The 13134-nt window shown below is 66.7% G+C and carries 13 protein-coding genes; 8 read left to right on the top strand and 5 right to left on the bottom strand.

Annotated elements, in window-relative coordinates:
* Positions 1–8 precede the first annotated feature (8 nt).
* Positions 9–1319 (bottom strand): heavy-metal-associated domain-containing protein, encoded by a 1311-nt coding sequence (locus HMP09_RS03445; protein ID WP_443026438.1) that lies wholly within the window; start codon positions 1317–1319, stop codon positions 9–11.
* Here HMP09_RS03445 and purM point away from each other — a divergent pair.
* Genes purM through HMP09_RS03425 form a run of 4 tightly spaced genes read left to right on the top strand, consistent with a single transcriptional unit; the run spans position 1318 to position 3962 of the window.
* Complete coding sequence (gene purM / locus HMP09_RS03440) at positions 1318–2433, top strand: phosphoribosylformylglycinamidine cyclo-ligase (protein ID WP_176499196.1); 1116 nt, start codon at positions 1318–1320, stop codon at positions 2431–2433. The two genes, HMP09_RS03445 and purM, sit on opposite strands and share 2 nt — an antisense overlap.
* Positions 2426–2998: a phosphoribosylglycinamide formyltransferase gene (gene purN / locus HMP09_RS03435; protein ID WP_176499195.1), complete on the top strand. Its 573-nt coding sequence runs from the start codon at positions 2426–2428 to the stop codon at positions 2996–2998. The genes purM and purN overlap by 8 nt, the downstream gene beginning before the upstream one ends.
* A complete protein-coding gene (locus HMP09_RS03430) occupies positions 2995–3360 on the top strand; it encodes an MmcQ/YjbR family DNA-binding protein (protein ID WP_232090622.1) in 366 nt (121 codons plus the stop codon). The genes purN and HMP09_RS03430 overlap by 4 nt, the downstream gene beginning before the upstream one ends.
* On the top strand, positions 3357–3962 hold the full coding sequence (locus HMP09_RS03425; protein ID WP_176499194.1) for a hypothetical protein: 606 nt from the start codon (positions 3357–3359) through the stop codon (positions 3960–3962). The genes HMP09_RS03430 and HMP09_RS03425 overlap by 4 nt, the downstream gene beginning before the upstream one ends.
* A 160-nt stretch (positions 3963–4122) precedes the next feature.
* On the opposite strand, the gene HMP09_RS03420 is transcribed toward HMP09_RS03425, so the two are convergent.
* From HMP09_RS03420 to HMP09_RS03405, 4 genes are all read right to left on the bottom strand, one after another.
* The gene (locus HMP09_RS03420) at positions 4123–4641 is read right to left on the bottom strand and encodes a GNAT family N-acetyltransferase (RefSeq protein ID WP_176499193.1); all 519 of its coding nucleotides are present in this window, start codon (positions 4639–4641) and stop codon (positions 4123–4125) included.
* Positions 4641–5063, bottom strand: coding sequence for a nucleoside-diphosphate kinase (gene ndk / locus HMP09_RS03415; RefSeq protein WP_056058698.1), 423 nt, complete (start codon positions 5061–5063; stop codon positions 4641–4643). Before ndk ends, HMP09_RS03420 begins: the two co-directional genes overlap by 1 nt.
* Positions 5064–5153: 90 nt before the next feature.
* Positions 5154–5600 carry a DNA polymerase III subunit chi gene (locus HMP09_RS03410; RefSeq protein WP_176499192.1) on the bottom strand — a complete coding sequence of 149 codons (447 nt, stop codon included), beginning with the start codon at positions 5598–5600 and terminating at the stop codon, positions 5154–5156.
* Between the two features lie 152 nt (positions 5601–5752).
* Positions 5753–7228, bottom strand: a complete 1476-nt coding sequence (locus HMP09_RS03405) for a leucyl aminopeptidase (RefSeq protein ID WP_176499191.1) — start codon at positions 7226–7228, stop codon at positions 5753–5755.
* 216 nt (positions 7229–7444) lie between these two features.
* Here HMP09_RS03405 and HMP09_RS03400 point away from each other — a divergent pair, with 216 nt between their 5' ends.
* The 4 genes from HMP09_RS03400 to rsmA all read left to right on the top strand — a co-directional run bounded on the left by HMP09_RS03400 (position 7445) and on the right by rsmA (position 13106).
* Complete coding sequence (locus tag HMP09_RS03400; RefSeq protein ID WP_443026437.1) at positions 7445–9712, top strand: LPS-assembly protein LptD; 2268 nt, start codon at positions 7445–7447, stop codon at positions 9710–9712.
* Positions 9713–9791: 79 nt separating this feature from the next.
* Positions 9792–11264 carry a peptidylprolyl isomerase gene (locus HMP09_RS03395; protein WP_443026436.1) on the top strand — a complete coding sequence of 491 codons (1473 nt, stop codon included), beginning with the start codon at positions 9792–9794 and terminating at the stop codon, positions 11262–11264.
* Positions 11242–12279 carry a 4-hydroxythreonine-4-phosphate dehydrogenase PdxA gene (gene pdxA, locus HMP09_RS03390; protein ID WP_176499189.1) on the top strand — a complete coding sequence of 346 codons (1038 nt, stop codon included), beginning with the start codon at positions 11242–11244 and terminating at the stop codon, positions 12277–12279. Before HMP09_RS03395 ends, pdxA begins: the two co-directional genes overlap by 23 nt.
* Positions 12276–13106, top strand: coding sequence for a 16S rRNA (adenine(1518)-N(6)/adenine(1519)-N(6))-dimethyltransferase RsmA (rsmA, locus tag HMP09_RS03385; RefSeq protein ID WP_176499188.1), 831 nt, complete (start codon positions 12276–12278; stop codon positions 13104–13106). Before pdxA ends, rsmA begins: the two co-directional genes overlap by 4 nt.
* Positions 13107–13134 lie beyond the last annotated feature (28 nt).

Below are 13134 nucleotides of genomic sequence, written 5' to 3'. Positions count from 1 at the left end.
GGTCGCGCTCACCCTGTCGTCACGGTATCCGCGGGAAGATCCGGCGGAAGAAGTTGGGAAACCCGGCGAATCCGGATCGTCTGGCCGGAGCCGAAGACCTGATAGCCGCGCGCCTCGAGCGCGGATTTCAGCGCGGCCGGATCGCCGTCATAGGCGACGCGCATCAGCGAGACGCCGCCGAGCGCGAGGCTGGTCGTCGCCGCCGAGCGGACTCCGGGTATCGCGCGCAGCGCGGCCTCGGTCGAGGATACCGCGGTCGCGGCCGGCGTGTCGAACTGGACGATGACCGAAATCCCCTCACCGCCGGTCAGCACCGCGGTATTGGCGTCCGCGGTCTCGTCCGTCGGCAGGTCGTCTATCGCCGCTGCTTCGGGGGCCGGCGGTGGCGACAGGCTGTAGTCGACGCGCAGCGACCCGTTGCGCCGCGCCTGCTGATACAGGTCGTCGATCCGCTTGACGCCGGTGTCGAGCAGTTGCGCGATGCCGTCTGGCGTCCCGACGCGCAGCGTGAAGCGGCCGATCAGTTCGTTGTCGGGGCCGTGACGCGCTTCGAACACGCCGATCACGGGACCGCCCGGCCATTGGCGATAGAGCTTCACGACGGGCATCAGCACGTCGCTCGCGCCATATTGGTCGAGGATCGTCCGCCACCAGCCGCGCCCGGGGCGCTGCGTCTGGCCGACGTTGAGCAGGAGCGCGTCGGGACCGGAGCCCGACGGCCGGACATAATCGATGCTGCTGTTGCCCGTGCGATAGCGCGCCCAGGCCTGCTGCCACTGCGTGCTTTGCTCGAACGCCTGGCCGACGCCGCCCGACCACTGGATCGGGATGACCAGCATCGGTTGCGAACGATCGGCGTAGGTCGAGATGCCGAGGATCGATCCGGCGCGGGTGCGATCGAACAACACGCCGAGTTTCGCGATATAGCGCTGTGGGCCGATCTGCTCGTTCTCGACGACGATCCCGGACACGAGCGAATCGAGCGTGCCATCGGAGACGAGGCCACCGCCGCCGCCCAAGCGGTTCGACAATTGCACCCACGCTTTTCGCTGGGCGAGCCGCCATCCGGCATAGCGCGCGGCGTCGGCGGTCTTGCCGGCTACATCGACGGTGACGCCGCTCACTTCGTAGGCGCTGCCGCTGTCGACCGGGGCTGCGCCTCGGCTGCCGCCCTCGATCTGTGCGAGCACGGCTCCACCGCCAAGCAGCAGGGCGGCGCCGGCAAGGGCGGTGGTAAGGGCATTGATACGCGTCACGCGGGCCTTTTGGCGAAGCAGACGTGGAAATCCAAGCGCGATGTGGCTAGCAGCACCGATCATGACCGATACGCCAGACTCCGCCGCCCCGAATGCAGGCTCCTACACCTACGCTCAAGCGGGCGTTTCGATCGCCGCGGGCAACGCACTGGTGCGCGCGATCGCGCCGCTCGCGCGTGCGACGCGGCGGCCGGGCGCGGACGCCGATCTCGGCGGGTTCGGCGGCATGTTCGACCTGAAGGCGGCGGGGTTCGTCGATCCGTTGCTGGTCGCGGCGAACGACGGTGTCGGCACCAAGCTGAAGCTCGCGATCGAATGGGACCGGCATGAGGGCGTCGGCGTCGACCTGGTCGCGATGTGCGTCAACGATCTCATCGTGCAGGGTGCCGAGCCCCTGTTTTTCCTCGATTATTATGCGAGCGGCAAGCTCGATGCGGCGGTCGCCGAGCGCGTCGTCGCCTCGATCGCCGAGGGCTGCAAGACCGCCGGTTGCGCGCTGATCGGTGGCGAGACCGCCGAGATGCCGGGCATGTATGCGGACGGCGACTATGATCTGGCGGGCTTCTGCGTCGGCGCGGTCGAGCGGACCAACGTCCTGACCGGGCGCGAGATCGCGGCGGGCGACGTCATGCTCGGGCTCGCCTCGTCGGGGGTGCATTCGAACGGCTTCTCGCTGGTTCGCCGGCTGGCGACCGACCGGAAATGGAAGCTCGATCGCCCGGCGTTGTTCGACCAGGACCGGTTGTTGATCGATCACCTGATGGCGCCGACTCGCATTTATGTCGCCAGCCTGCTGCCATTGCTGCGCGATCGGCGAATCAGGGGCCTCGCGCACATCACCGGTGGCGGCCTGCTCGAGAACATCCCGCGCGTGCTGCCCGAGGGCGTGCATGCGGTGGTCGATGCGGATGCGTGGGAGCAGTCACGACTGATGGCGTTCCTGCAGGCGCAGGGCGCGATCGAGCCGGAGGAAATGGCGCGCACGTTCAACTGCGGGATCGGCATGGTCGTGATCGTCAGCGCCGACGAGGCCGAGGCGGTGACCGCCGCGCTCGAAGCCGCCGACGAGACGGTGTTCACGATTGGGCAGATCGAGACCGGCGCACACGGCTGCACCGTGCGTGGCTCGGCCGGCACGTGGAGCGCGCGCGCCGACTGGACTGCGACGCATGGCTGAGAAAACGCGCGTTGGCGTGCTCATCTCGGGGCGCGGATCGAACATGATGGCGCTGGTCGAAGCGTCGCGCGCGGCCGACTGTCCCTACGCGATCGCGCTAGTCGCCTCGGATAAGCCGGATGCGGCCGGGCTCGGATGGGCGCGGTCGCAGGGGCTGGCGACGTTCGCGCTCTCGCCCAAGGGTCTGGGCAAGCCTGCCTATGAGGCGGCGATCGATGCGGCGCTGCGAGAAGGGGGCGTGGAGGTGATCGCGCTGGCGGGCTATATGCGGTTGTTGTCCGACGGCTTCGTTGCGGCGTGGCGGGACCGGATCGTCAATATCCATCCGTCGCTGCTGCCCGAGTATAAGGGGCTCGATACGCATGGCCGGGCTATCGCGGCGGGCGATGCCGTCGGGGGATGTTCGGTACACGTCGTGACCGAGGAACTGGATGGTGGCGTCGTGCTCGGGCAGACCGAGGTCCCGATCCTTGCCGGCGACGACGCTGACGTGCTTGCAGAGCGCGTGCTGGCAGCCGAACATGCCTTGTACCCGAAGACTTTGGCGGAGTTCGTGACGCGATGACCGATATGTCCCCCCTCGACCGCGTGCGTGCAGCCGCGCTCGCCCTGCCCGAGACCGAGGAGACCGTGTCGCACGGCCAGCCGACCTTCTTCGTTGCGGGCAAGCAGTTCGCGCAGTTTCGCGCCGATTATCACGGCGATGGGTTGACGTTGGTGTGCGTGAAGACCGGTGGCAGCGACGAACAGGCGATGCTGATCGAGGCGAACCCCGCCGTCTATTCGAGCCCCGCCTATCTCGCCTCGAGCGGGTGGGTCGGCATGACGCTCGCCGGCGATCCCGACTGGGCGCTGGTCGAGGACCGGATCGCCCGCAGTTGGGAACTCGCCGCCCCTGCCCGCCTGCTGGAAGCCGGCGGACGATGAGCACCGAGAGTCCGAACGAACGCCGCGAAGCCGCTGCTACCCGCCGCCGCTGGGTGACGCTGGCCGAGGTCGTCGCGGTCGCGGGCGTGCTGATCGCCGCGCTGACGCTGTGGACGAACTGGTCCGAACACCGAGCCGACGAGGCCGACAAGATCGCGGCGCAGTCGAGCGCTGTGCGCGAACGCTCTCGGATCGACCTGTCGGCGATCGTGCAGGATGGCGGCGACACGCTGTTGCTCAAGGATGCGCGGCACGATCTTCAGGATGTGACGATCACCTTCCCCCGCGCGCTCGGCGTCTCGGCACAGCGGCCGCCGGCGGAGCCGGTCATCGAGGGGTCGTGGTTTTCGGCACCGTTGCTGAAGCTGACGGATGGCGGTTCGGATGACCGTGCGGGGCGGTTGCCGGTGCTGGTCAGCGTGCGGTATTTCGATGGTGACACGACTCGGTCGGCGAGCGGGATCTACGACGTGATCTGGAAGACCGAGGGCCGGATGCTGCGCGGCCGTGCGCTGAAGCTGGAGGGTTTGCGCGTTCGCCAGCGTGGTGGCGACCAGGCGAAGCTCGATGCGATCTGGGCGCGGGAGAAGCCGGCGGTTTGAGCCGTCGTATTCTCCCAGTTGCATCACCCCGGCGGAGGCCGGGGCCCAGTTGGGAAACGCCGCTAACGGAGTACGTCGCGCTGTTACGACAGCCTTGCCAACTGGGCCCCGGCCTTCGCCGGGGTGGTAGCAGTTTCAATTCACTGCTTGTCTGACCCGCTCAAACGGACCGCGCGTAGACCGGGTCTTCGTGGAGCGTCGTCCCGACCGTGAACTGCCGCGCGCCGATTACTGCGTACCCGTGGCGGTCGTAGAAGGCCCGCGCGCGCATGTTACCCTCCCACACGCCCAGCAGGACGCGATTGCGGCCAGCGTCAGCGGCATCCTCAAGTGCTTGCGTCATCAGCGCGGCGCCAAGGCCGGTGCCCTGCGCCTCATTCATCAGATAGATGCGACGGAGTTCGATATCGCCTGGGCCGATCGGAATCGGAAAGTCCGGCGCGGTGAGCACCGTGTAGCCGATCGGCGCATGGCCGGGCTCATACTCCGCGATCGTGACGATCGTCGCGGGATCATCGAGCCACGCGTCGAACGTGGCGATGCTGTTCTTCGTCGTGCAGTGGGCGACGATGTCGGCCCCGGTCAGCACGGTCGCGTAGGTCTCGAGAAACGTGGCGAATGCGACGAGTGACAGCGCGGGCGCATCGCCCGGCCCAGCCCGCCGCATCCGCCAGGTCATTAGCCGACGATCTCTTCGGGCTTGAAGAAGTACGCGATCTCGATCTCGGCATTCTCGTCCGAATCCGACCCATGTACCGAATTCGCTTCGATCGACTCGGCGAGTTCCTTGCGGATCGTGCCGGCGTCTGCGTTGGCGGGGTTGGTGGCGCCCATGATGTCGCGGTTACGCTGCATCGCGTTCTCGCCTTCAAGAACCTGGACCACGACCGGGCCCGAGATCATGAACGACACGAGTTCGCCGAAGAACGGACGCTCCTTGTGGACCGCGTAGAAGCCTTCGGCCTGCTCGCGGGTCATCTGGATGCGCTTCGAAGCGACGACGCGCAAGCCGGCTTCCTCGAGCATCTTGGTGACCGCACCGGTCAGGTTGCGGCGGGTTGCGTCGGGCTTGATGATCGAAAAGGTACGGTTCGCGGCCATGATGGTCACGGGCTCCTGTGTTGACGGTAATAGGATGCGCGGCGCTTAGGCGCGGATCGGTCCTAAAGCAACCTGCGCGGGACGTTCCGCCTACGCTGCCTGTTCCCAACGGCCTGAGTCGTTCTGCTTCCAGTAGCGGCGTTCTACCCCGTCGCGATCGGCGAGCGCCTTCCACGCCAGCCGCGCTTCGCGGATCGCTTCATCGTCGAAGATATGGAAGGCGCGGTCGAAGGTCAGGACATGATCGCGCCAACGCCCGTCAACCACTGCGACGTTACGGGCCGCATTGGCGGGCGCGGCTTCGGTTATGTCGTCTGCAATGAGAACGGGTTGGGCCGCGTCGTCGGCGCTGCCCGCCTGGGCGTGGGGGAGGAAGCTCTCGGGCGCGTAGGACCAGAGCAGACGATCGAGGGCGACGCGCTGCTCCTGCGGTTCGGCCACGATCAGCAGGCGACCGCCGGTTGCCACGATGCGCTCGGCGATCCGCGGGAGGACGCGGTCGAGAGGGCTGGTGAGGTGGTAGAAATCGACCTGCATGGATGCCCCCTATCATTCCTCCCCCGCCAGGGGGAGGTGGCAGCCAAAGGCTGACGGAGGGGGAGGACACGAACCAGACGTTTCGTATCCTCCCCCTCCGTCACGGCTGAGCCGCGCCACCTCCCCCTGGCGGGGGAGGATTATTTGCAGGCTCAGCCCTCGAAATTGTCAGCGACGAACTGGTCGAGCAGGCGCACACCGTAGCCGGTCGCGCCCTTGTCGTGGTTCGTCCCCGGCTTTTCGGACCAGACCATGCCGGCGATGTCGAGATGCGCCCACTTCACGCCCTCGTCGACGAAGCGCTTGATGAACTGCGCCGCGGTGATCGAACCGGCGCCGCGTGGGCCGACGTTCTTCATGTCGGCGATCGGCGAGTCGATCAGCTTGTCGTAGGCGGGCGACAGCGGGAAACGCCAGAGCGTGTCGCCGGTGGCCTTGCCCGCCGCGATCAGCTGGTCGGCCAGCGCATCGTCATTGGCGAAAATGCCGCCATTCTCGGTGCCGAGCGCGACGATCATCGCGCCGGTCAGGGTGGCGAGATCGACGATCGTCGTCGGCTTGTACGCCTGCTGCACCCAGGTGACGCAATCGCACAGCACGAGCCGCCCCTCGGCGTCGGTGTTGAGCACCTCGATCGTCTGGCCGGACATCGACGTGATGACGTCGCTCGGACGCAACGCGGCACCGTCGGGCATGTTCTCGACCAGACCCATCACGCCGACGACGTTGGCCTTGGCCTTCCGCGAGGCGATCGCCTTCATCGCGCCCGCGACCGCGCCGGCACCGCCCATGTCCCACTTCATGTCTTCCATGCCCGCGCCGGGCTTGATCGAGATGCCGCCCGAATCGAACGTCACGCCCTTGCCGACGAATGCGAGCGTCGGCGCATCGTCCCCTGCCCCGTTCCACTTGAGCGCGAGAATGCGCGCCTCACGCCGCGAACCCTGGCTGACGCCGAGCAGCGAGCCCATGCCGAGTTCGGTCATCTGCGCCTCGTCGAGCACGGTGATCTCGAGCCCGAGCCCTTCGACCTCCTTCGTCACCTTCTCGACGAAGCTCTCGGGGTAGACGACGTTCGGCGGCGACGTAACCAGCCAGCGCGTCAGGTCGAGACCGCCGGTGACCGCGGCCACCTCGTGCCAGGCCGCATCGGTGCCGTCCGGCGCGCCGGCGATGGTGATCTCCGTCAGCGTCGGCTTCGACGTCTCGGCGAGCTTGGTGCGGTATGTGTCGTAGCGCCATGCGCGCTGGACTGCGGCGGCGGCGAAGTGCGCAGCGGTCTTCGCGGTCGGCGTGGCGCCGGCCGAGAGATCGGCGGCGACCGACGTCGCGCCCGAGGTCAGCAGGCGTGCGGTGATCGCACCGCCGGCCTTCTCCCAGTCGCCGGTCTCACCAGCGCCGACCCCGACGAGCAGAACCTGGCGAACCGCGCCGTCGACCGGCACGAACAGCTCGACGACCGATCCCGCCTCGCCCGCGAAGCGCGCGGCAGTCGCTGCGCTCGTCGCCACCGCTTCGACATCGCCGCCGATCGCGCTCCACTTGATCTTCGCCACGCCGTCCTTCGCGACGGGGACGGCGAGGATGGACGCGTTGGCGGGAACGGTCGGGGCGAAGACGATCTGCATGGAGAAACCTCGGGAAGCTTTTGAACGGATGTGCGTACGCCATAAGTTGATGACGCGCGTCCGGCAAAGCAAGGTGCGGCCCGTCAACGCCCGATGATTGCAGCGACACGCTGGGATGCGATTGCGGGATGCGATTGCAGCGAAGCCCCGGTGATGCGATAGGCGGGCGATATGGCGGCAAACGGCTGCCCAGTGCCAAAGGGGTTGGTTCGGATCGTGTTGCGTATCGACCTTTTGACGGGTTGTGCCGTTTCGCTCGCGCTGGCGTGCGGACTGGCGACCTCACCCGTGCATGCCCAGGATTTCCAGAACCGCCCGGTCGCGCCGCCGGTGCAGGACCCACCGGTCGCCAATGCGTCGACAACGACGCCCGCCGACGACCAGGTGCAGTTCAGCTCGACGACGCTCGAATATAACACCAACACCGACATCGTCACAGCGACCGGTGAAGTCCGCATGTTCCGCCAAGGCAGCCGCCTGCGCGCCGACAAGGTCGTGTGGGACCGCAAGACCGGCAAGGTCGTCGCGACCGGCAACATCGCGGTCACCAACCCCGAAGGCGACATCGCGTACGGCGACGAGATCAACCTGACCGATTCGCTGAAGGACGGCGTGGTCGACAACATGCTCGTCGTGCTCGAACAGGGCGGCCGCCTTGCCGCGCAGCAGGGCACGCGCGATGCCGATGGCACGGTCAACCTCAAGACCGCCGCCTACACGCCATGCAGCGTCACCAACACCGCCGGTTGCCCGAAGGAACCGACGTGGAAGATCACTGCGGTCCGCGTCACCTATCGCCCCGAGCGAAAGCGCATCTTCTACAAGGGCGCCCGGCTTCACCTGTTCGGCCTGCCGAGCCTGCCGCTCCCCGAATTCTCGAACCCGGTCGGTGGCGGCAGCGACAGCGGCCTGCTCTCGCCGAACGGTGGCTATAGTCGCGTGAACGGCGTCGAAGTCAGCGTTCCCTATTACTGGAAACTTGCCCCGAACCAGGGGCTGGTCATCACGCCGCATATCTACAGCAGCGTGCTGCCGATGGCGCAGGTCGATTATTCCGCGCTCAATTCCAAGGGTGCGTTCAAGATTCGCGCCTATGCGACCGAGAGCCGACGCAGCGACGATCTCACGACCGCCACCCCGACCGATACCAGCATGGCGTTTCGCGGCTATATCGACGGCATGGCGCGATACCAGTTGACCCCGAACTGGACCGCGAGCGGTTCGCTGCGCCTGACGACCGACCGGACGTTCCTGCGTCGCTACGATATCTCGCGCGACGACCGGTTGCGCACGACGGCGAGCCTGGAGCGGATCGACGACAGCAGCTATTTCTCGCTGAGCGGCTGGTATGCCCAGACCTTGCGCGTCAACGACCGGCAGGGGGAGCAGCCGATCGCGCTGCCCGAGATCGATTACCGCAAGCGGTTCGACGACGGCCTTGTCGGCGGTCGGTTCCAGTTGCAGCTGAACACGCTCGCGCTGACCCGTACCGACGGCCAGGACACGCAGCGGGCGTTCGCAAGCCTCCAATGGGACCTGCGTCGCCTGACCAACTGGGGCCAGGAGGTGACGTTCACCGCCTTCGCGCGGGGCGACCTGTACAATAGCAACGAAATCGATTCGACGATCAACCCCACCTATCGCGGGTTCGGCGGCTTCCGCCAGCGCGCCATCGGTGCGGCGGCGGTGGACGTGAAATGGCCGTTCATCGGCACGTTCCTGGGGGGTACGCAACGCTTTACGCCGCAGGTGCAGTTCGTCGCCGCACCCAAGGTCGCCAACCTCTCACTGCCGAACGAGGACTCGCGCGCCGTCGATCTCGATGACACCAACCTGTTCTCGCTGAACCGGTTCGCGGGCTATGACCGGTTCGAGGATTCGTCGCGCGTCACCTATGGTGGCGAATGGGCGCTCGACCTGCCGGGCATCACCTTCACGACCAATGTTGGCCAGAGCTACCGTCTCGATCTGCGGCCGACGATCCTGCCCGACGGCACGGGCCTCAGCGACCGGTTCTCTGATATCGTCGGGCGCAGCGAGCTTCGGTTCCGCGACTTCGTCTCGATCGTCCACCGCTACCGTCTCGACAAGGATGGCTTCGCGATCCGGCGGAACGAGGTCGACGCGACGATCGGCTCGCGCGCGACCTATGTGCTGGTCGGGTATCTGAAGCTGAACCGCAACATCGATGCCTCGATCGAGGATCTGCGCGACCGCGAGGAGGTCCGCGTCGCCGGCCGCGTGCAGTTCGCGCGGTTCTGGTCGGCGTTTGGCTCGGGCGTGGTCGATCTGACCAACGCATCGGAAGATCCGCTGTCGCGCAGCGACGGCTTCACGCCGATCCGCCACCGGCTGGGCGTCCAGTATGAGGACGATTGTCTACGGCTCGGCGGGACCTGGCGGCGGACGTACAACGACACGGGCGACGCGCGGAAGGGCAACAGCTTCCTGTTGACGCTGGCCTTCACCAACCTCGGCCGCTAAGCCCGCGTTCAGCTACTTTGAGGCAAACCGCGCCGGATATGCGTCGTCATGGCAATGACGGTGCGGATTACGACATGCGATGATGGGATACCGACACTTGAAGCATGATGTTCGACTGGCGGCGCGTGGCGGCCGTGTGATCGGTTCGGTTGTTCTGGCCGCGCTGGCGGCAAGCGCGATCGCGCAGGCCGTGCCACCCAAGGGTGCCCAACGCAGACCCGCACCGCGACCTGCGCCGGTGCAGTCCGCGCCCGCCCCCGCACCATCGGCGCCGGGCCAGACGGTTCAGGACCGCAGCGTGCCGGACAATACCGGCCTCGACATCCCGACCAATCTGCAGATCTTCGGCAAGGTCGATCCCAACGTCCGCAAGCCGACCGCGATCGTCAACGATACGGTCATCACCGGCACGGACGTCGATCAGCGCGTCTCGCTCGTGGCGATGGCGAACGAGGCGAAGCTGTCGGCTGAGGACCGTGAGCGGCTCAAGCTCCAGGTACTGCGCCAGCTGATCGACGAGACACTCCAGATCCAGGAAGCCAAGGCGGCGGACATCACGATCACGCCGGCGGAGTTGAATCAGAGCTATGACGCGGTGTCGAAGCGCTTCAACCGGACGCCGGTCGCGATGCGTGCATTCCTGCGCGACTCCGGGTCGTCGGAGCGGTCGCTCAAGCGTCAGATCGAAGGCGAGCTCGCCTGGCAGCGCTATCTGCGTCGCCGCGTCGAGCCGTTCGTCAACGTCGGCGACGAGGAAGTGAAGTCGATCATCGACCGTCTCCAGGCCGCCAAGGGCACCGACGAGTTCAACCTCAAGGAAATCTATCTCGCGGCGACCCCGGCGAACAGCCAGCAGGTCTATGCGAACGCCAAGCAGATCCTGCAGGAAATCCAGAAGGGCGCGCAGCCGTTCGAATATTATGCGCGCCAGTTCTCCGAGGCCTCGACCCGTGCGGTCGGCGGCGACCTTGGCTGGATCCGTGCGGCGACGCTGCCGGGGCCATTGTCCGAGGCAGCGACCACGATGCAGGTGGGCCAGGTTGCCGGACCGATCGAAGTATCGGGTGGCTATTCGATCCTGTATCTGACCGACAAGCGCCAGGTGCTGACCGCCGATCCGCGCGATGCGAAACTCAGCCTGAAGCAGCTGACGTTGCGTTTCCCGCCGAATACCAATCAGGCGCAGGCCAGCGCGCGCGCGCAGGCATTCGCCAAGGCCACGCAGGAGTTGCGTGGCTGCGGTACGGTCGAGAAGGTCGCGGCAGGGATTGGCGCGGACGTGGTCGATAACGATACGGTCCGGATCCGCGACCTCCCGCCGCAGCTCCAGGAAGTGATGCTGAAGCTGCAGGTCGGCGAGTCGAGCCCGCCATTCGGGTCCGCGGAACAGGGTGTGCGCGCGCTGGTGCTGTGCGGACGCGACGAGGCGGCTGGCGGTTCGGTGCCCAACTCCGAGCAGATCCAGGGGCAGCTCGAGCAGCAGCGCGTCAATCTGCGCGCCCAGCAGAAGCTGCGCGATCTGCGGCGCGATGCCGTGGTCGAATATCGGTGATCGCAGCATGACGCGCATCCCGCCGCTCGCGGTGTCGATGGGCGATCCTGCCGGGATCGGGCCCGAGATCATTGCGAAGGCATGGGATGCGCGCGAGGCGCATCGCCTGCCGCCATTCGTCGCGGTGGGCGATGCGCGGGCGATCGAGCGGGTGTGGAGCGGGCCGATCGCGCGGATCGCCGATCTAGGCGCGGCGGCGGCAGTGTTTGGCGATGCGTTGCCGGTGCTGACCGTTGGTGACGCCGGCGCGATCGTACCGGGTGAGCCCGATGCGGACGGTGCCCGCTGTGCGCTGCATTCGCTCGAGCTTGCCGTCGGTCTCGTTCGCACTGGCGCCGCGCGCGCGCTCGTGACGGGGCCGGTGTCCAAGTCACAGCTCTATGCGATCGGGTTCAGCCATCCGGGGCAGACCGAGTTCGTTGCCGAACGCTACGGCGTGGCGGGCGACAATGCGGTGATGATGCTCGCCGGACCGTCGCTGAAGGTCGTGCCGATCACGACGCACGTGCCGTTGAAGGACGTTTCCGCGCTGCTGACGGTCGACCTGATCGTCGCCAAGGCGCGCGCGACGGCGCGCGGGTTGTTGAAGAATTTCGGGATCCAGAACCCGCGGCTCGCTTTTGCCGGGTTCAATCCGCATGCCGGCGAACAGGGTGCGCTTGGGCGTGAGGAGATCGAGATCATCGCGCCGGCAATCGCCATTCTTCGCGAGGAAAGCATCGATGCGTCCGGGCCGTTTGCTGCCGATACGATGTTCCATCCGCGGGCGCGCGCCACGTATGATGTCGTGATGTGCTGTTATCACGATCAGGCATTGGTACCTTTGAAAACGATCCATTTCGACGAGGGCGTGAACATGACGCTGGGCCTGCCGATCGTGCGCACGTCGCCCGATCATGGCACCGCGTTCGCGATCGCTGGCAAGAATCTCGCAGAGCCGGGCGCGATGATCGCGGCGATCGCGATGGCGGGCGAAGCGGCGGACCGGCGCGCTCAGACCGCTGCCCAATCGTGACCGAACTCCCGCCGCTGCGCGAGGTGATCGCGCGCTATGGACTGAACGCGAGCAAGGCTCTCGGGCAGAACTTCCTGTTCGACGGGCAGTTGCTTAAACGGATCGCGGCGGTGCCCGGCGATCTCCAGGATGCCGAAGTGCTCGAAGTAGGGCCTGGTCCTGGTGGCCTGACACGTGCGCTGTTGGCGGCGGGTGCGCGGGTGACGGCGATCGAGCGTGACCGGCGGTGTATCCCGGCGCTGGCCGAGCTTGGCGAGGCGTATCCGGGCAAGCTGCGCGTGATCGAGGACGACGCGATGCAGGTCGATGCGCCGGCGCTGTTCGAGGGTAAGCCGCACATCGTTTCGAACCTGCCGTACAATATCGGCACCGCGCTTCTGGTCGGATGGTTGTCGACGTCCTGGCTGCCATGGTGGCAGTCGTGCACGCTGATGTTCCAGAAGGAAGTCGCCGAACGGATCGTCGCAAAGACCAACGACGATCATTACGGGCGGTTGGCGGTGCTGGCGCAGTGGCGCTCGACTGCGCGGATCGCGATGCCGGTGCATAGGTCTGCGTTTACGCCGCCGCCTAAGGTGATGTCGGCGGTGGTGCACCTGACGCCGATCGAGGCGCCCGAGGCGGTGAACTTTGCGGTGCTGGAACGGCTGACGGGCGCGGCATTTGGCCAGCGCCGCAAGATGCTGCGGCAGAGCCTGAAGGGCGTGCCGGGAGCGCTGGATGCGCTCGAGCGGATCGGGGTTGACGCCACGCGGCGGGCGGAGACGCTGTCGGTCGCGGATTTTATCGCGTTGGCCAAGGCGGTTGGTTCGCCAACCACCTCCTGACCAGAGCTCTAGTTTACGGTGCTATAGC

The sequence above is a fragment of the Sphingomonas sp. HMP9 genome, from assembly GCF_013374115.1.
GTDB lineage: Bacteria > Pseudomonadota > Alphaproteobacteria > Sphingomonadales > Sphingomonadaceae > Sphingomonas.
Note: the sequence above shows the minus strand (reverse complement) of the source record. Positions and strands in the feature narration are given on the sequence as shown.